Here is an 18,422-nt window from a genome sequence, read left to right as displayed (position 1 = left end):
CGCTTTAAACTTATTTTACATAATTTTTACAAAAATATAAATATTTAGTTTATATAAAATAAAAATCGCCTGCTTCTAGTGAATATATTCATTTAGAAGAAGCAGGCAATTCTATTTAACTTAAGAAGCTACTGGCTTACTGTCGCCAATAATGGCTTTTTCGAGTAATTCGGCTACATCGTACGTTTTTACGTTTTCTTCCACTTCTTTTGCCTTCGTACCATCAGACAACATCGTCAAACAGTATGGGCAACCCGAGCTGATAACCGTTGGATTTACAGCAAGTGCCTGTTCGGTACGGGATACGTTTATGCGGTTTCCTGTTTCCTCTTCCATCCACATTAAGCCGCCTCCAGCTCCACAGCACATCCCTTTTTCACGATTACGTTCCATCTCGACAAGTTTGACGCCTTCAATAGACTGCAAGATTTCACGTGGAGGGCTGTATACGTCGTTGTATCTTCCCAAATAACAGGAATCATGGAAGGTAATCGTTTCATTGACCGGATACTGCGGCACCAGCCTGCCTTCGCCGACAAGCTTGGCGAGTAGTTCGGTGTGATGGTAAACTTCCGCTTCCAGTCCAAAATCCGGATACTCATTTTTGAAAATATTATAGGCATGCGGGTCAATCGTCACAATTTTTTTGATATCGTTTTTCTGGAATTCCTCGATATTTTTCATAGCAAGTTCCTGGAAAACAAACTCATTACCTAAACGGCGAGGCGTATCGCCTGAGTTCTTCTCCTTATTTCCTAAGATGGCAAATTTAACGCCAGCTTCATTCAATAATTTTGCAAAGGAAAGGGCAATTTTCTGGCTGCGGTTATCGTAAGAACCCATTGATCCCACCCAGAATAAGTATTCAAATTCCTCATCTGCTTTTTTCATTTCTTTGACTGTAGGAATGACAACATCTTCACGTAACCCTATCCAATCTTCTCTTTCTTTACGGTTCAATCCCCAAGGATTCCCTTGTCGTTCAATGTTTGTCATCGCACGTTGGGCATCCGGATCTAAACGGCCTTCCGTCAGCACTAAATAACGACGCATATCAATGATTTTATCAACATGCTCATTCATGACCGGGCATTGATCTTCGCAGTTCCTACACGTTGTACACGCCCAAAGTTCCTCTTCCGTAATGACTTCCCCAATCAAACTCGCACTGTAAACTTCAGTTGCCGCTGCAGACTCCTGCGCTCCCTGCCCAGCACTCGCTAGAGCGATTTGATTGCCCTTCGTATTGCCAAATACGAACGACGGTACCCAAGGCTGCTTAGTCGTAACGGCTGCTCCTGTATTCGTTAAGTGATCGCGCATCTTGATGATGATATCCATCGGTGATAGCATTTTTCCTGTACCCGTTGCCGGACACATATTCGTACAGCGACCGCACTCCACGCAGGCATACAGGTCAATCATTTGATATTGTGTCAAGTCTTCGATATATTTAGCGCCGTAATACTGATTACCTTCTTTATCCAAGATCTCTTCCTCTAAATCGACAGGCTTCAGCTTACCCGGGTTATCCAATCGATTCAGGAAGACATTAACGGGTCCAGCAATTAAATGAGCGTGCTTGGACTGCGGGATATAGACAAGGAACGATAATATGATGATCAAATGCAGCCACCAGGCTACGTAGAACACAACAGTCGCTGCGGTCGGCCCCATCCAGTTAAATAAAAACGCAATGCTGGACGCTACTGGTTCTGACCACGTAGCATCATGACCATGCCAGATCATTCCCATCCCATTTCCCGTCAATACCGTTACCATGATCCCGGTAATGAAAATGACGACTAATCCTGCTTTAAAATCTCTTTTCAAACGCACAAGCTTCTCTACATAACGACGGTATGCCGCCCATAATATTGCCACAAGAACGGTAAGCGTCACGATTTCCTGAAAGAAAGTGAACGCCGGGTATACCGGACCAAATGGTAAATGCCACCCTGGCTTTAACCCTTTAATGAAAAAGTCGATGGCTCCAAATTGTACTAAGATGAAACCATAAAATAACATGGAGTGTATGATTCCGCTCTTCTTGTCTTTAAAGAGCTTCTTTTGTCCAAATACATAAACCCCTATTTTTACCAGTCGTTCCTTCACCCGATTATCGAACTCCACCTTTTTGCCAAGCTTTATATAGGCCATTCGAGTCCTAATCAAATAGACAAATAATCCAGCAGAGTAAGCGGTTACAAGTAAAAATGCAATTAAGTTAATCCATAGCAGACCATTCATTTCCATTGCATGCGTTCCCCCTTTTATAAATTTGCGAAACAAGTAAAAATGCCACGTCACAACTTTTAAAATATAGAAAAAATGACATTTTCTGAAATTTTATTTATCTCCATTATATAATGAATGAGCATTCAGTCAACTTTTTTCTTTGTGAATATTGTTATTTTTCTACACTTAACAGTAAAATTCGACAATTCTGCCAATTTACCTTCTTCCTTTGTATAAAAAAATTCATTTTCTCTTATTCTTTAATAAATGGGTTACAAACACACTATTTGAGTCAAACTAATTTCAACCATAAAGGGGGGATCATATTGAAAGTGTTCAGTACGCTATTTTCTATAATAATGTTGATCCTCACTTGGTGTTGGATTGATTTCAAATTAGGACACAAAAAGCATTTAAAGCAGGCAACGAACATTACTTTTCCGCCTCGTAAAAGTGAGTTGACCGTCTTTACCTCTGGGGAAATTCTATTTGAAGATTTCCTGAAAGAAATCGAACTGGCTCAGGATTCCATTCATATTCTTTTTTATATCGTTACAGATGATCAATTTAGCAGAGACTTTTTAAAATTACTGCAAAAAAAAGCAGAATCGGGTGTAGAAGTGAGGCTGTTGGTCGATTTGATCGGCGGGAAAAAAATGTCCCGGCAGTCCATTCAAGAGTTAAAAAGAAGCAAGGTTCATTTTTCGTTTAGCTTTCAGACAAAACCCCCTTTCCTTTTCTATTCCACACAAAGAAGAAATCACCGGAAAATAACCGTTATCGATGGTCGGATTGGGTATCTAGGCGGTTTTAATGTCGGTAAAGAATACATTAATCAAGGGGAAAAGTTGAATCCTTGGCGAGATTATCATCTAAAAGTGACGGGGGAAGGTGTAAAGGACCTGCAGGAAGTGTTCCTTACTGACTGGTTTCACGATACAAAGGAAGATTTAAGAGGGACGCCGGCCTACTTTCCCCATTTAGTTCCTGCCTCACAAGCTCAAGAGTTCATCGTGACCAACGGAAGCGACCTTGAACAGACTTTAATAAAGTTGATTCAAAAGGCTAATAAGGAAGTTATTATCGGCACGCCCTATTTCATCCCGAGCCAACCATTATTCCAAGCATTAAGGGATGCTCTTGCAAGAGATGTTGCGGTGACGGTCATCGTTCCGGATATGTCAGACCACGCTCTAGTTAAAGAGGCTTCCTTCCGCTACTTTAGAGTTTTATTAAAAGATGGGGCTTCCATTATGCAGTTTCAAAGAGGGTTCTACCATTCTAAAGTGATATTGATCGATGATACAATGTGTGATATCGGTACGGCTAACTTTGATAAACGGAGTTTATTCTTAAATAGTGAAATCAATTGTTTAATATATGACCGCAGCTGCATAGAAGATGTAAAGAGAGAATTGGCAATTGACATAGCTGAATCCAAACCAATAGCGGAGAAGACACTCTCTTCCCCTAATATCATACGTTCAGCAAAAGAATCACTAGCTGCCATCTTCTCCCCTTTTCTTTAACATGGCTGGCAATGGGAGAGAAAAAAATGAAAATACGATTCGGATTCGTATCCAATGCGACCTGCCTATGGGAGGCTTCCCCTGCAAAGACTCTGACTTTCAAACGTTATAGCACGCTTGGTCAGGAAGAAGGAATGCAAAAGCTACTAGATGTTACCAAACAGAATATCGAGAATACATTAAGGGTCCTGCAGTACAATACGGCCCACCAGGTCGAGCTATATCGCTTGTCCAGTTCCATTGTACCGTTAGCGACCCACCCTGAAGTCAATTGGGATTTCGTCACGCCTTTTAAAAAGGAATGGAAACAGCTGGGAGATTGGGTATTGGCGAACAACATGCGTGTTAGCTTTCACCCGAATCAATTTACGCTTTTCACCAGCCCTAAACCCAGCATTACGCAAAATGCCGTAAAGGATATGGAGTTTCACTATAAAATGCTTCAAGCGATGGGGATTGAAGACCAATCCTTCATCAATATCCATATCGGCGGCGCCTATGGCGATAAAGATTCAGCGATCACCCGCTTTCATGATAACCTCAGGTCGCTACCTGCGAATGTCAAAGCAAGGATGACCTTGGAAAATGACGATAAAACCTATACAGCATCCGAAACTTTACATGTATGTAAAAAGGAATGCATTCCTTTTGTCTTTGATTATCATCATCATCTTGCCAATCTATCCGAGGAGCCGCTTAACGAGCTGCTCACCGGTGTTTTTACCACTTGGGAACACGCCAATGCGGTACCTAAAATACATATTTCGTCCCCGAAATCGGCAAGCGAGTTTCGTTCACATGCTGATTATATTGATATTACATTCATCACGCCGCTTCTGAAAGCACTCACAGAATTGGGGAAGGATGTAGATTTCATGATTGAAGCGAAAATGAAAGACCAGGCGATGTTGAAACTGATTGAGGATATCTCTAGGATCCGCGGAGTGAAAAGATTAAGCGGGGGGTCGGTGTTCATCAAGTAAAAAAGCGGTCGTTCCCTCGGAACGACCGCTTTTTCTTATTACATTTTTTCCGGTGCCGAAACGCCAATTAGTGCCAGTGCGTTTCTCAACGTGATTTGAACTGATTTCACTAGAGCAAGACGAGCTTTACTTCTATCCATCTTCTCACTATCCAATACTTTGTCAGCATTGTAGAAGCTGTGGAATGTAGAAGCCAGGTCGAAGATATAATTCGTCATGCGGTGCGGCATCCGTTTTTCGGCTGCTTCAGCGATTGCTTGTGGGAATTCCCCCAATTTCTTCAATAACTCGAACTCTTTTTCCGTAGAAAGAGCGGAAAAATCAGTAATGCCTTCGTAGCTGATTCCTTGTTCCACACCTTGACGCAAAATGCTTGAAATACGGGCATGAGCATATTGTGAATAATAAACCGGGTTATCATTGGATTTAGATACAGCTAAATCAAGATCGAAGTCCATATGCGTGTCCGCGCTTCTCATCGCAAAGAAATAACGTGTTGCGTCCAGGCCAACCATTTCAACCAAGTCGCGCATTGTCACCGCTTTACCGGTACGTTTGCTCATTTTCATTTTCTCGCCATCTTTGAATAGATGAACAAGCTGGATGATCTCCACTTCAAGCTGCTCACGATTATAGCCCAATGCTTCGATTGCGGCTTTCATACGTGGGATATAACCATGGTGATCCGCTCCCCAAATATTGATGAGGGTGTCGAATCCACGCTCCAATTTATTGCGGTGGTACGCAATATCCGGGGTCAGGTATGTGTAAGAGCCATCCTTCTTGATAAGTACGCGGTCCTTATCATCGCCAAGTTCTGTCGAACGGAACCAAGTCGCACCGTCCTCCTCGTAAACATGGCCCCTCTCTTTCAGAACGCTTAACGCTTCGTCGATTTTCCCATTTTGATAGAGGGACGTTTCCGAGAACCACACGTCAAAGCCGACACGGAAATTTTCCAAGTCCGTTTTTAGCTTTTCCATTTCACATTTCAATCCGTACTCACGGAAAAAGGCATACCGTTCTTTTTCGTCGACGTTAACATACTTATCGCCATATTCCTTCGCAAGCGTTTTACCAATTCCGATAATGTCTTCGCCACGGTAACCGTCTTCAGGCATCTCTTTATCCAGGCCAAGCGCTTGGAAGTACCGTGCTTCGATTGAAATCGCCAAGTTATTGATTTGGTTACCAGCGTCGTTGATATAGTATTCACGCGAAACGTCATACCCTGCTTTTGATAAAACATTACATAACGTGTCACCAACGGCAGCACCACGTGCATGACCAAGATGAAGATCACCAGTCGGATTCGCGGAAACGAACTCCACTTGGATTTTTTCGCCTTTTCCATAATCGCTTTCCCCATAGGCTTCATCTGCTTTCAGGATGACTGGAACCAGTTCTGTCAAATAGGAGTTGTTCATGTAGAAATTAATGAATCCCGGACCTGCGATTTCAATTTTTTCGATCGATGCCTTGGATAGGTCAAAGTTCTCGATAATCGCTTCCGCAATCATTTTCGGCGCTTTCTTTGCGATTTTCGTTAATTGCATCGCCATATTTGTGGAATAATCTCCGTGTGTTTTATCCTTTGGAAGTTCCAGCACCGCTTGGGGAACCTGTTCTTCCGATGCCAAACCAGCCTTGATAACTGCAGCTTTAATTTCCTCTTTCAGTTTTCCCTGTACCTCATTTACTATATTCATGTTCTATGCTTCCTCCTTGTAGGAAATCGTCATCTCATATTGCCCGGGTTCGCTTCCCTGCATATGTAGTGTATAGCGAAGGACCAGTTTCCCTTCCTTATCCTGTTCATGCCATTCATGCTGGATTTTTTTCGTTGTCGTCAATAGCCCCAGCCTGCCATATATACTTTCATAATGTCCATTTGTCACTTCTTGCAAGCGGAAAAGCTGTCGCATTTTAATGGCACCGTTCCTAAGCAGAATCGTTTCGTTCGGTTTATGCTTGATGGTCGTCTGCGTTTTACCGGCTTCATTTTCCTCTGCATACTGCAAATACAAATCGGACCCTTTATACATCCTTGTACCAAAAGTGACGAGCTCATACGTTTCCGTTTCAGAGCCATGCCTGATTTTCGTCTGCAATGTCACTTTAATGTTCTGTTTATCTATATCATGAAGAGTCAAAGCTACACTTCCTTCATCATCTCGTTCTTAACTTTATAAGTATAAATATTCTTCAATGAAGTTTCAACTTGGAGTGGAAAATAAAGTTTCAATTCTTATCTTAGTATGCAATTCAATTGAATGTAACGCAAGACCAGCTTTTAGTGGAGGAAAAGGAGGAGATGTTGAATGTACCGGTTTTCATTAAAACAAATAAAAAAAGACCATTCCCGCAAAAATCGCAGGAACAGCCTTCCCTTTTAAGATTACCCCTTTTGGATCCAACCAAGAATCATTTCGCGAATCAGCTTGCTTGCGGTATTCGCTGTTTGCTCGGATGGATCATAAATCGGTGCGACTTCAACTAAATCACAGCCAACTACATTCACTTCTGAACGGGCTATCTCATGAATGGAAGCTAAAAGCTCTTTAGACGTAATGCCTCCGCAATCGACGGTACCGGTTCCTGGTGCATGCGCAGGGTCAAGCACATCGATGTCAATCGTCACATAAACCGGACGACCGGCTAACTGTGGCAATACTTCCTTCAGGGGCTCAAGCACTTCGAATTTAGAGATGTGCATACCATTTTCTTTGGCCCATTGAAACTCTTCCTTTAACCCGGAACGGATTCCGAATGAGTACACATTTTTCGGTCCGATGAGCTCAGCTGATTTACGGATGATGGAAGCATGGGAAAGCGGCTCTCCCTCATAGTCCTCTCGTAAATCTGTATGGGCATCCATATGGATGATGGCCATATCGGGATACTTTTTGAACATGGCTTTAATGACAGGCCATGTGACAAGATGTTCTCCCCCCATGCCCAATGGGAATTTACCGGCATCAAGTACACCGTCGACAAACTCTTCAATCATATCGATACTCCGCTGCGGATTTCCGAAAGGCAACGGGATATCCCCAGCATCATAGAATTTCACTTCTTCCAATTCACGGTCTAAATATGGACTGTATTCTTCCAGCCCGATTGAGACTTCACGAATTCTCGTTGGTCCAAAACGGGACCCTGGACGGAAGCTAACGGTCCAATCCATTGGCATACCATAAAGCACCGCCTCGGATTCCTCGAAATCCGGATGGCTTTTAATGAATACATTACCTGAGTACGCTTCATCAAATCGCATGTTCAAGCCCCCCTTATTTCACTAAGTCTTGAACAAATTTAGGCAGAACGAAAGCTGCTTTATGAAGTTCTTTTGTATAATATTTTGTCTCTATTTCATGGAAACGCTCGTCTGAAACTTCAAGCGGGTTATATTTTTTAGAACCGATCGTGAATGCCCATAGTCCACTTGGATACGTTGGGATATTCGCTAAATAAAGGTTGGTGATCGGGAATATTTCTTTCACGTCGCGTTGTACATCACGGATTAAGTCGGCTTTAAACCAAGGGTTATCGGATTGGGCAACGAAAATTCCGTCTTCCTTCAAAGCTTTCGAAATACCTGCATAAAAGCCTTTAGTAAATAGGTTAACGGCAGGTCCCACTGGTTCGGTAGAATCCACGAGAATCACGTCAAATTCATTTTCACTCTTCGCGATGTGCATGAATCCATCCCCTACTTGTACATCGACACGTGGATCTTCAAGCATGCCTGCAATTTCAGGTAAGTATTTCTTGGAATATTCGATAACCTTACCATCGATATCTACCAATGTAGCTTTTTTGACGCTTGGATGCTTAAGGACTTCACGGATTACGCCTCCGTCTCCACCGCCTACAACCAAAACATTCTCTGGATTAGGATGGGTGAACAAAGGAACATGGGCTACCATTTCGTGGTATACGAACTCATCGCGTTGCGATGTCATCACCATGTCATCTAACAAAAGCATATTGCCCCATTCTTCTGTTTCAATCATATCCAACTTTTGAAACTCCGTTTGCTCCGTATGTAAAGTACGATTCACTTTCATCGTAATACCAAAATTTTCTGTTTGTTTTTCAGTAAACCAAATGCTCATTTATTAACGCTTCCTTTCCGGAATCTTATAGTCAATCGCCAAATAGGTTTTACCATATTCGATATAGTCATTGGCTAGAAAAATTATAGACGAATCTACCAGAATTGCAAGATAAATATTACAATTCCAGTTCTTACGTTTAAAAATATCTTTTTTTTCCATAATAGTAATAGATTCTTTTTTTAAAACAAGAGAGGTGAAAGCCATGGAACTCATTCCAAGCGAAAGATTTAAAAAGACAACCAAATATGTGCGGGCCTTCATCATTCTTGCCACAATAGGTCTTGCTATTCTCTTTGTCTTGCTTCTCTCTCTACTGATGTATGCGAAAATACTAGGTCCACCGCCTTTGGTTGTACCCCAATCCACTCTTTATTATAGTGATGACGGAAATGTGATTGGAGAAACCGATAATGGTCAAAAGCGCTACTGGATCGGACTCGACACCATCTCACCCGAACTAGTCAAGGCAACCGTCGCCGTAGAGGATCGCCAATTTTATACTCATAAAGGCTTTGATATAAAGCGGATTGGCGGTGCCATTCTCGCTGACATCCGTGCCATGTCCAAGGTTCAAGGGGCAAGTACAATCACCCAGCAATATGCCCGAAACCTCTTTCTTGACCATGATAAGACTTGGTCAAGAAAGCTCAATGAAGCTTTCTATACGATACGCCTGGAAATGAATTATTCAAAAAAAGAAATTCTAGAAGGCTATCTAAATACGATTTACTATGGTCATGGCGCCTATGGAGCACAAGCCGCAAGCCAGTATTATTACGGCAAGGATGCCAAGGACTTAACGCTTTCCGAGGCAAGTATGCTAGCCGGAATCCCAAAAGGACCATCCAATTATTCTCCCTTGGACAATCTGGAAAAGGCAAAATCCAGGCAAAAGGTCGTGCTTCATGCAATGGCAACAAAGGACTATATTAAAGAAACCGATACCGAAGAAGCCATTCAGGCACCACTTTCATTAAAAGGCTCACATGGCACTGTAACCAAAAAAATGGCGCCTTATTTCCAGGATGCCGTCAAGCAGGCGCTAAAAACCCAACTCCATTTAGATGAACGGACCATCGAGCTCGGGGGCTTAAAGGTTTATACAACACTGGATGAAGATCAACAGCACATCGCTGAGGAGGCCCTTTCTACTGTCATACCCAAGCAGGCTGGCATTCAAGCATCATTAGTGGCGATGGATCCTAGAACAGGCGAAGTCCGTGCACTTGTCGGTGGTACAGATTACACTGCGTCGCCGTTCAACCGAGCTACACAGGCCGTACGCCAACCGGGCTCGACAATAAAGCCACTTCTTTACTATTCGGCGCTTGAAAAAGGGTTCACACCGTCAACCACCTTAAAAAGCGAGACCACAACGTTTACATTCGATGATGGCCATGCTTCCTATAAACCGCATAACTATAATTATCAATATGCGAATGACGACATCACGATGGCTCAAGCCATTGCTTTGTCCGATAATATTTATGCCGTGAAGACACATCTTTTCCTCGGTGAACAGACTTTGGTTGATTCGGCTCATCGTTTCGGCATCACATCGAAAATGGATGCGGTCCCTTCCCTTGCACTTGGTACATCCGGTGTAAGGCCCATCGAAATGGTAAATGCATACGGCATATTAGCTAATGGCGGTAAAAAGGTAGAACCCGCTTTCATCAACAAGGTAGAAGACAGAAAAGGCGAAGTGATTTTCGAACGCAAACAGAAAACCGAACAGATTTTGGATAAAGATAAAGCATTTGTCATGACAGAGATGCTTACTGGCGTTTTTGACGAAACGCTTAATGGATACACGAAGGTAACCGGTAGCACGATCAGTTCCCAATTGACGCGCCCCTTCGCGGGAAAGTCCGGATCTACTTCTACGGACAGCTGGATGATCGGTTATACACCTCAACTAGTTGCTGGGGTATGGACTGGCTATGATCAAGGGAAGAAGATTGAAATACCGGCTGAAAAAAGCTATGCCAAGAAGATATGGGCTTCCTATATGGAGAAAGGATTGAGAGGACAACCTCCCAAACCTTTTAAGGAAACGAGTAACGTAGTAGGTGTAAAGGTGAATCCAACCAGCGGTAAACTGGCGACAGATGCCTGCCCCGTCTCCCGATTAACTTACTATGTAAAAGGAACCGAACCTGTGGAATACTGTGAGGAGCACTTCAAGAAAAAGAAATCAAAAAGTGCTCCAAAAGAAGAAAAGCAAAGTAAGCCCTGGTATAAAAAGATCTTGAAACCCTGGGGATAACGAAAAAACCCGAAGCCATTAACGGCTTCGGGTTTTTTCTGTCCTAGTTCCACAGTGTCTAAACTGCTGTCTCTAAGTTTACTGATTTTATTCGCTTCCCACAAGTGATTTTTTTACTAAACTTCACATTTCATACAATAAATCACATTCAGACAATCAAAGACTGTTTGAGCTTGTCGGATGAACGCTCCCACATCCCTGCATCATGATTTTTCAGGAAGTCGGCAAGGATTTGTTTTGATTTGTCATCCATATCCTCGACGATGATATGGCGTTTCAACGATTTATCCATCCGGTTAACATGTTCCGGCAAGGATTTGTACCCACGTCTGATTGATCGGTCTACCGTCATCTCGCAAGCAGTCACCCCTGCATAATACGGACCATCTTGCATGGCTTCAATGGTCACCCAAACGAGCCAGTATGGTTTTCCATTCGGTACTTCTTCTTTTGTCTTTAAAAACTTAATCCCTTTTTCCACCGCACTTCTTGCATGCATCGCGCCGATGTCGACTTCGGCTTCACCCGCATCCACATCGATGATGACCGGTGAAATATTATCGAGCGTCAAAACACCCGCTCCATACCCGCCATGGCCTTTCATTGGATCATTTTTAATAATGTTGAAGCCTACCTTTTTCTTTGGTTGTTCTTCCATGTTAATGTCCCCCTTCATGTTTCGTCATTTACTTACTATTAGAAAAACAAAAGACTTAAATATTGACCAAGATTGTCACGGACAAATGGTACAAGTTCATTCATGATAGGACTGATTGTATATTTACCCAATGGCGTAATCACTAAAATCAGGAAAACCAGGGATCCGTATTGTTCATATTGAGTCATCTTCGCACGCATTTTCACTGAAACCAAATCCTCTACAATCCGATACCCATCAAGTGGTGGCAACGGGATCAAATTGAATATGAATAGGACGATATTTAAGTGGATCAGCATCGTAAAGAACGGCTCAACGTAAAACGGCATTTCGGTAGGCCCCAATCCTGACGCGAGTAACCCGTACCAGATTAAATAGCCTATCGTCGCTACAAGTAGATTGCTGAGCGGACCTGCAAAGGAAACCAGTATCCCTGCCAGTCTCGGGTTCTTAAAATGAAACCGGTTGACCGGGACCGGCCTCGCCCATCCAAAACCTACAATCAAGATCAACAGCGTACCAATAGGATCCAAATGTTGTATGGGATTCAATGTGACTCTGCCTTGATTCTTCGCCGTCGGGTCCCCCAATTTATAGGCCACATAGGCATGGGAAAATTCATGAACCGTAAACGCGATCAACAGAACAACAATCACGTAAGGAAGCCTATCCAAACTAAAAGCTAAAAATTGCCCTAATTGATCCATTAGCTTCTCCCCCAATGTTTATTACCGTTAGTATACATGAAAAATTCAGGATGTGAAAAAACTCTGATTTGAGTATCTTGCAAATATTTCCCTAATGTGAAACACTACAATTATTAATGGGAATGGGGGAATAAGATAATGCCATATGTAACAGTCAAAATGCTTGAAGGCCGTACAGAAGAGCAAAAAAAAGCATTAGTTGAAAAAGTAACAGCAGCGGTGACGGAAACAACCGGAGCACCCGCTGAAGCTGTAACCATTTTCATCGAAGAAATGACTAAAAACCACTTAGCCGTTGCAGGTGTTCGTAAAAGCGACCAATAAGAGGTACATAATCGGTAAAAGCTAAGCCATCAATTCGGCTTAGCTTTTACTTGTAGTTCCCCTATATATGCATATGCTTCATCTATTTCTTCAAGCGTATATTTTTGCTTACTTTTCAGGGTGAAGATTTTTTCAATGACCTCTTCCTTTTCCAATGTATCAAAATAAAGCACCGTTGAAACAAGCTCCAAAAACCGAGCACTTTGTTCGTTCATATCCAATAAGCATGTGTCCAGAGCAGGCATATCAACTTCTTGGATCGACAAGAAATCCTTTCCCGCATCCGTAATAGAGTAGCAGTATTGATAATAGCCCGCCTTTTTTTCCTTCACTTCATTCAAGTAACCCATTTCGCAAAGTTCTTCTATTCGTAAAGTCAATTCCTCCGAGTATGGTCCGTAGAAATGAAATTGAAACTTTTCGTGAAAAGGAAAGGAAAGCTTCTTCGCGATATACACAATTTTTTGTAGCTTTTTCCGACCCGAAATTTCACCTGCAGTCGAAATGGCGTTGATAATGTTTGCATGATCCTTAAACAAGGCTCGTCACTCCTCACCCAAAATGTACACCGTTTTACATCGACAGCTCCAACAGCTGTCGGATTTGTTTTTTTATATCTTTATTCGTTGTTTCATCACGCAGTAAATCCGCGGGGAAGTATAGCTTATGATCCGTTCGTCTTTTTCCAGAGATGGCATCGACTATTTCGGATTCACGCGACAATTCACGAAGCTCACCATTCGTTTGTAACAAATGGATCGGCAGTCGCTCTTCTTCCTCACCTGGACGATAGAAATCATAGGGCAGGTCAGATGAGGAATCGACGACTAAATAATAATCAGGATCGATTCCTGCCTCGATAAATAGCGTCCTTAATTCCATTAATTTGTTCATTTGACTATTCGAAGGATGGAACTCTACATATTTAAAGAGTTTTCGATTAACAAAACGACTACATAAATCCTTTAAAATCGGATCCTCTTCTTCTTCCCAAGCCTCAAAATAGTAGAGCATCACCGATTCATCCATTTTCAAGTAGTCTTCCAACGTGACTTCTTCCTTGAACATTGAATAAAAATGGCGGGGTTCCTGTGCAAAGCGATAGTTCGATTCGAATAAATACTTTGCCCTATGCAAAATTTTCGTAAGGATGACCTCGGCACTCCGTGTAACCGGGTGGAAATAAACCTGCCAATACATCTGGTAGCGGCTCATAATGTAATCTTCCACTGCATGCATCCCACTTTGCTTGATCACAGCATGCTCCTCACGCGGCCGCATCACTCGTAAAAGTCGTTCCATATCAAAATGGCCGTAGCTTACTCCAGTAAAGTAAGCGTCCCTTTGCAGATAATCCATTCTATCAGCATCAATTTGACTAGAAATCAAGCTGACTACTAATTTGCCTTTATACGTTTTAGCAATGACTTCCGCCACTTTTTTGGGAAAATCAGGCCCTACTTTAAGAAGGATCTCATTCACTTCCGTTCGGCCGACAATAATCCGTTGGGTGAATTGTTCATGATCCAAATCAAAAACCTTTTCAAAAGAGTGGGAGAATGGACCATGTCCTAAGTCATGCAGCAAAGCGGCACATAAAGAGAGCAACCTTTCTTCCGGGTTCCATTCCGGTCTTCCCTCGAAGACATCATCAATAATTCTCCGTACAATTTCATATACTCCAAGCGAATGGCTAAATCTACTATGTTCAGCACCATGAAAGGTAAGATACGTCGTTCCTAGCTGCTTGATTCTGCGCAGACGCTGGAATTCTTTAGTACCGATCAAATCCCAGATCACCCGGTCCCGGACATGTATATACCGGTGTACCGGGTCTTTAAATACTTTTTCTTCCTGTAGTTTTTCGCAAGAATATTCCATGGACTACCCTCATTTTCATAATCTCATTGCTTTCATTATAGCTTGTCTTTATAAAAAATCCTAACTTGGCTCTTAATAGAAAGCCTGTTCATTTTATATGAAAACGGGAGTTTATATGGTTTTTGATAGAGAAAACACCGCAATTAAAAAATCACCACAGTTTAATGAATCTGGGTGACGAGTTGCGTGTTTTACATATCAATACTGCTGGATTATCTATGCATGGGGCTTACTTTAGCTTCTTATCTATTTTCTCTAGTAACTCGTCTTCTGTCGGAGCCGCAACTGGACGGTTATTGACAAAGGCAAAGGATTTCTTCCTACCCGGACCGCAATAGGATTGACAGCCAATTTCAATTTTCGCGTCAGGATCAAGCTTCTCCAGCCGGGGAATCAATGTTTTAACATTTACTGCCAGGCAATCATCACACACTCTGAATTCATTGGACATCCTCGGTCACCATCCTTTCTATAGCAAATATTTTTCGTCCTATTTACGTGACTAAAAGGTATTTTACCGTTTCTATCTATGAATATCAAGAGACGGTATGGAAGGAAAAAGGGTTGCAATGCCGTAGATAGATGCCGAATCGGCCATGCGCCATGTAAATTCACAAAAAACTAGTATCCTTTCAACCTTTTTGTATAAAAAACCCTATTTTTGTCCAAAATGCTAGTAGACCACGTTAGAAATCATTGTTACAAGATATTCATATAATTACCATATTAAAAGTTACCAGAAAGGGAGTATGTAGAAATGAAGGTTCGTCAAGATGCCTGGACAGAAGAAGATGATTTGCTATTGGCAGAAACGGTACTGCGCCATGTACGGGAAGGCAGCACGCAGCTGAACGCGTTCGAAGAGGTTGGGGATAAATTGAACCGTACCTCCGCAGCTTGTGGCTTTCGCTGGAATGCAGTGGTACGCCATAATTATGACAAGGCGCTTTCTCTTGCAAAAAAACAACGAAAGCAGCGACAAAGAATCCTGGGGAAAGATCAGGGAGGAAAAAAACGTCTGCTCTATACACCGCCTTCTCCAATAATCTCAGATATTATGGTCCCTCACCTACAGGAAGAAGAGATGGAATCAGATGTTGAATCGGCAGTCATAGAGTCTACTAATTATGAAACGGCGGAAGAATTTACGATAGATGATGCGTTCGTTCCACTACAACAAAGGAACACTACCATACCTACCAACAGTCAGGCAATGAGCCTCGATATGGTTATCGCTTATTTAGAGTCCATAAATGGCCGTTTGCTACAGGCCGAAGTATTGCAAACTGAAAACGAAAGATTGAAATTGGAAATCAAAGGATTAAAAGGACGGAATGAAGAGCTACAAAATAAAATTTCTCATCTTGAACAGAATAGCGGTTTGATGCAGGAAGATTATGAAACATTGATGAATATTATGAATCGTGCCAGGAAGCTAGTCCTACTAGAGGAAGAAGAGCGCCCGGCAACCAAATTTAAGATGGACCGAAATGGAAATTTGGAAAAAATGGCTGAGTAAAGATAATGTGGGGACCTTTTTACAGGTCAACCACATGATAAATAGCCAAATTCCATAAGTAACTCTCGAAAAAGAGTCTGAAAAGGGCTCTTTTTTCATTTGCCGGGCCTTTTCTTTATCAGTTTCAGTGAATGCTATACTTGAAGCGACATCAAAAGAGCTGTTTCTTCATAAGAAACAGCTCTTTTCAGTCAATCCTCTTCCAATGAATCAAAGACTTTATTGTTACGTTCTACCACTCTTGTTAAGTACGATTCATATAAGGGCCATTCTTGTGCCGAGAGGGAGTTGGAAAAAATCTTTCCACTATGCTCCTTCAATACTTTCAGGAACCTGAGCATCACGTCCTGGACACTCAATGTTGTACTTAATAATTCTGAAAGGGAAGCCATTACGGAAGGAACGATATCGGGATAAGTGAATTTCGTGTCTGCCTGCCTTTTGGCTGTTTCATAAAACCCTTTTACAAGTTCGGCCCTTTCTGCACCACTTCCATTAATGCATATGTAAATTTGTACAGCCACGCCATTACGGATTCGGCGTTGTGAAATACCGGCAAATTTCTTGCCTTCTATACTTAAATCAAAACTTCCCGGGCAATAGGATCCCACAATTTCTTTAGCCTCGATTTTGACTGGGAAATCACTGAACATCAGTCTGATCAGTTCCCACATGGCTTCATACCCACGGTTTATTTCGATTTTCCGCTCGCTTTCAGGGAAAACGAGTGAGAAATTTAGAACCCCTTCATCTAACACGACGGCTAACCCGCCCGAATTCCGTACAATTGCCTTAAAATCATGCTTTCTCAAATAATTCATTCCCTCTTGGAGAAAAGGAAGTTTCGTATCCTGGATACCAAGCACGATGGTTCGATGATGCACCCACGCTCTGGCCACGGCCGTTGATTGGCCAGAGCCAACCGAAGCACAAAGCGTATCATCCATTGCAAAGGATTCTAGAGCGGGAAACTGAGGACCGATGGATGATTGATCAATTACCCGCCATTCTTGCTGCATTAATAATGAATCTGTTTCACTCATAGACTTCTCCTTCTATTTTCATACTTCATGGCTTTATTGGTATTGCGCCACGAATCCCTGTGCAGCCGTGATGAGTGCCAATTTATATACATCCTCTTCACTGCAGCCACGGGAAAGATCATTTACTGGACGGTTAAGCCCTTGCAGGATTGGACCCACTGCTTCGAATCCACCCAGGCGCTGTACCATCTTATAACTAATATTACCGGATTCAAGGCTTGGGAAGATAAAGACATTCGCATCCCCTTGAATGAGGGAGTCCGGAGCCTTTTGCCTGGCAACCGAAGGAACGAAAGCTGCATCGAATTGAAATTCCCCATCTAGAAGAAGGTGCGGATCCATTTCTTTTGCTAACGTGACTGCCTGAACGACCTTTTCCGTCTCTGGTGAATGGGCCGACCCCTTCGTTGAGAAACTCAGCATGGCGACGCGTGGTTCAATATCGAATGTCAGGGCCGTCTTGGCGCTTTCCAATGCGATTTCAGCCAAATCACGGGAATCCGGATTTATATTGATTGCACAATCAGCAAACACATATCTTTCCTCTTCACGTACCATGATGAAGACTCCTGACGTTTTTTGAACACCTGGCTTTGTTTTAATAATTTGTAGCGCCGGGCGGACCGTATCGGCTGTAGAATGGGCTGCACCACTCACCATGCCATGTGCCTGTTTCATGTGTACGAGCATCGTTCCAAAGTAATTCTCATCCAAGAGGATTTCACGGGCTTGCGTTACGGAAGCTTTGCCATTTCGGACTTCTACAAAGGCTTCGACCATTTCATCCATCATGATATAATTTTTCGGATCGTAAATTTCGATGGCATCAAGGGAAATTTTTAGATTTTTTGCTTTCTCTTGAATTTTTTCGATATCCCCAATTAATATGGGTGTTAATAATTTTGCCTTAGCGAGCCTTCCAGCTGCACCTAAAATGCGTCCATCCAACCCTTCTGGAAAAACAATTTTCAGGTTATTTCCTGTAATTTTCGATTCTAAAATTTCAAATAAATCGCTCACAAACTCATCCTCCTTGAATGTATGTCTGTTCTAGTTATTCCTACAATTCCCACTTTGTAAACTTCCGGTCTCTTCTTCTAAGAATACTCTAGCCGTTATTTAAATTCCAGAAACATTGGTCTTTCTCATA

At 42.3% G+C, this 18,422-nt stretch carries 17 protein-coding genes; 5 read left to right on the top strand and 12 right to left on the bottom strand.

The window, feature by feature from the left end; translation table 11 throughout:
• Positions 1–120: 120 nt before the first annotated feature.
• Positions 121–2,250, bottom strand: a complete 2,130-nt coding sequence (locus ACIQXN_RS04110) for a heterodisulfide reductase-related iron-sulfur binding cluster (RefSeq protein WP_402963317.1) — start codon at positions 2,248–2,250, stop codon at positions 121–123.
• A 320-nt stretch (positions 2,251–2,570) separates the two neighbouring features.
• On the opposite strand from ACIQXN_RS04110, the gene cls reads away from it, so the two are divergent.
• Entirely contained in the window at positions 2,571–3,767 is a 1,197-nt protein-coding gene (gene cls, locus ACIQXN_RS04105) for a cardiolipin synthase (RefSeq protein WP_402963314.1), read from the top strand.
• A 26-nt stretch (positions 3,768–3,793) separates the two neighbouring features.
• Positions 3,794–4,750: a UV DNA damage repair endonuclease UvsE gene (gene uvsE / locus ACIQXN_RS04100; protein WP_402962101.1), complete on the top strand. Its 957-nt coding sequence runs from the start codon at positions 3,794–3,796 to the stop codon at positions 4,748–4,750.
• A 38-nt stretch (positions 4,751–4,788) separates the two neighbouring features.
• Here the strand turns inward: uvsE and argS are convergent, their stop codons facing one another.
• The 4 genes from argS to speE all read right to left on the bottom strand — a co-directional run bounded on the left by argS (position 4,789) and on the right by speE (position 8,868).
• Positions 4,789–6,459: an arginine--tRNA ligase gene (argS, locus tag ACIQXN_RS04095; RefSeq protein WP_402962098.1), complete on the bottom strand. Its 1,671-nt coding sequence runs from the start codon at positions 6,457–6,459 to the stop codon at positions 4,789–4,791.
• 3 nt (positions 6,460–6,462) lie between these two features.
• A complete protein-coding gene (locus tag ACIQXN_RS04090) occupies positions 6,463–6,903 on the bottom strand; it encodes a YwiB family protein (protein ID WP_402962096.1) in 441 nt (146 codons plus the stop codon).
• 245 nt (positions 6,904–7,148) lie between these two features.
• Complete coding sequence (speB, locus tag ACIQXN_RS04085) at positions 7,149–8,027, bottom strand: agmatinase (RefSeq protein WP_402962094.1); 879 nt, start codon at positions 8,025–8,027, stop codon at positions 7,149–7,151.
• Between the two features lie 13 nt (positions 8,028–8,040).
• Complete coding sequence (gene speE / locus ACIQXN_RS04080; protein ID WP_402962091.1) at positions 8,041–8,868, bottom strand: spermidine synthase; 828 nt, start codon at positions 8,866–8,868, stop codon at positions 8,041–8,043.
• 205 nt (positions 8,869–9,073) lie between these two features.
• Here speE and ACIQXN_RS04075 point away from each other — a divergent pair, with 205 nt between their 5' ends.
• Positions 9,074–11,140 (top strand): transglycosylase domain-containing protein, encoded by a 2,067-nt coding sequence (locus ACIQXN_RS04075; RefSeq protein ID WP_402962089.1) that lies wholly within the window; start codon positions 9,074–9,076, stop codon positions 11,138–11,140.
• 148 nt (positions 11,141–11,288) lie between these two features.
• On the opposite strand, the gene ACIQXN_RS04070 is transcribed toward ACIQXN_RS04075, so the two are convergent.
• Together ACIQXN_RS04070 and ACIQXN_RS04065 are read right to left on the bottom strand one after the other, a co-directional pair.
• A complete protein-coding gene (locus ACIQXN_RS04070; protein ID WP_402962086.1) occupies positions 11,289–11,798 on the bottom strand; it encodes a YwhD family protein in 510 nt (169 codons plus the stop codon).
• A 38-nt stretch (positions 11,799–11,836) separates the two neighbouring features.
• Complete coding sequence (locus ACIQXN_RS04065) at positions 11,837–12,505, bottom strand: site-2 protease family protein (RefSeq protein WP_402962084.1); 669 nt, start codon at positions 12,503–12,505, stop codon at positions 11,837–11,839.
• A 138-nt stretch (positions 12,506–12,643) separates the two neighbouring features.
• Here ACIQXN_RS04065 and ACIQXN_RS04060 point away from each other — a divergent pair, with 138 nt between their 5' ends.
• Positions 12,644–12,829: a 2-hydroxymuconate tautomerase gene (locus tag ACIQXN_RS04060; RefSeq protein WP_402962081.1), complete on the top strand. Its 186-nt coding sequence runs from the start codon at positions 12,644–12,646 to the stop codon at positions 12,827–12,829.
• 29 nt (positions 12,830–12,858) lie between these two features.
• Here ACIQXN_RS04060 and ACIQXN_RS04055 read toward each other — a convergent pair whose 3' ends face one another.
• From ACIQXN_RS04055 to ACIQXN_RS04045, 3 genes are all read right to left on the bottom strand, one after another.
• A complete protein-coding gene (locus tag ACIQXN_RS04055) occupies positions 12,859–13,368 on the bottom strand; it encodes a YwgA family protein (protein ID WP_402962079.1) in 510 nt (169 codons plus the stop codon).
• 34 nt (positions 13,369–13,402) lie between these two features.
• Positions 13,403–14,710 (bottom strand): HD domain-containing protein, encoded by a 1,308-nt coding sequence (locus ACIQXN_RS04050; RefSeq protein ID WP_402962076.1) that lies wholly within the window; start codon positions 14,708–14,710, stop codon positions 13,403–13,405.
• Between the two features lie 229 nt (positions 14,711–14,939).
• On the bottom strand, positions 14,940–15,161 hold the full coding sequence (locus ACIQXN_RS04045) for a YuzB family protein (RefSeq protein ID WP_402870227.1): 222 nt from the start codon (positions 15,159–15,161) through the stop codon (positions 14,940–14,942).
• Positions 15,162–15,467: 306 nt separating this feature from the next.
• On the opposite strand from ACIQXN_RS04045, the gene ACIQXN_RS04040 reads away from it, so the two are divergent.
• A complete protein-coding gene (locus ACIQXN_RS04040) occupies positions 15,468–16,229 on the top strand; it encodes an RsfA family transcriptional regulator (RefSeq protein WP_402962074.1) in 762 nt (253 codons plus the stop codon).
• A 191-nt stretch (positions 16,230–16,420) separates the two neighbouring features.
• On the opposite strand, the gene lipL is transcribed toward ACIQXN_RS04040, so the two are convergent.
• Positions 16,421–17,272, bottom strand: a complete 852-nt coding sequence (gene lipL, locus ACIQXN_RS04035) for an octanoyl-[GcvH]:protein N-octanoyltransferase (protein WP_402962071.1) — start codon at positions 17,270–17,272, stop codon at positions 16,421–16,423.
• A 33-nt stretch (positions 17,273–17,305) separates the two neighbouring features.
• Positions 17,306–18,292: a phosphate acetyltransferase gene (gene pta, locus ACIQXN_RS04030; protein WP_402962069.1), complete on the bottom strand. Its 987-nt coding sequence runs from the start codon at positions 18,290–18,292 to the stop codon at positions 17,306–17,308.
• Between the last annotated feature and the right edge of the window lie 130 nt (positions 18,293–18,422).

The sequence above is a fragment of the Peribacillus sp. NPDC097295 genome, assembly GCF_044761665.1.
Lineage (GTDB): Bacteria > Bacillota > Bacilli > Bacillales > DSM-1321 > Peribacillus.
Note: the sequence above shows the minus strand (reverse complement) of the source record. Positions and strands in the feature narration are given on the sequence as shown.

What these genes read in the sequence shown, in the direction of transcription:
- ACIQXN_RS04110 (WP_402963317.1), bottom strand. Translation starts at nt 2,250, where the DNA reads ATGAATGGTCTGCTATGGATTAACTTAATTGCATTTTTACTTGTAACC.
- uvsE (WP_402962101.1), top strand. Translation starts at nt 3,794, where the DNA reads ATGAAAATACGATTCGGATTCGTATCCAATGCGACCTGCCTATGGGAG.
- argS (WP_402962098.1), bottom strand. Translation starts at nt 6,459, where the DNA reads ATGAATATAGTAAATGAGGTACAGGGAAAACTGAAAGAGGAAATTAAA.
- speB (WP_402962094.1), bottom strand. Translation starts at nt 8,027, where the DNA reads ATGCGATTTGATGAAGCGTACTCAGGTAATGTATTCATTAAAAGCCAT.
- speE (WP_402962091.1), bottom strand. Translation starts at nt 8,868, where the DNA reads ATGAGCATTTGGTTTACTGAAAAACAAACAGAAAATTTTGGTATTACG.
- ACIQXN_RS04075 (WP_402962089.1), top strand. Translation starts at nt 9,074, where the DNA reads ATGGAACTCATTCCAAGCGAAAGATTTAAAAAGACAACCAAATATGTG.
- ACIQXN_RS04070 (WP_402962086.1), bottom strand. Translation starts at nt 11,798, where the DNA reads ATGGAAGAACAACCAAAGAAAAAGGTAGGCTTCAACATTATTAAAAAT.
- ACIQXN_RS04065 (WP_402962084.1), bottom strand. Translation starts at nt 12,505, where the DNA reads ATGGATCAATTAGGGCAATTTTTAGCTTTTAGTTTGGATAGGCTTCCT.
- ACIQXN_RS04060 (WP_402962081.1), top strand. Translation starts at nt 12,644, where the DNA reads ATGCCATATGTAACAGTCAAAATGCTTGAAGGCCGTACAGAAGAGCAA.
- ACIQXN_RS04050 (WP_402962076.1), bottom strand. Translation starts at nt 14,710, where the DNA reads ATGGAATATTCTTGCGAAAAACTACAGGAAGAAAAAGTATTTAAAGAC.
- ACIQXN_RS04045 (WP_402870227.1), bottom strand. Translation starts at nt 15,161, where the DNA reads ATGTCCAATGAATTCAGAGTGTGTGATGATTGCCTGGCAGTAAATGTT.
- ACIQXN_RS04040 (WP_402962074.1), top strand. Translation starts at nt 15,468, where the DNA reads ATGAAGGTTCGTCAAGATGCCTGGACAGAAGAAGATGATTTGCTATTG.
- lipL (WP_402962071.1), bottom strand. Translation starts at nt 17,272, where the DNA reads ATGAGTGAAACAGATTCATTATTAATGCAGCAAGAATGGCGGGTAATT.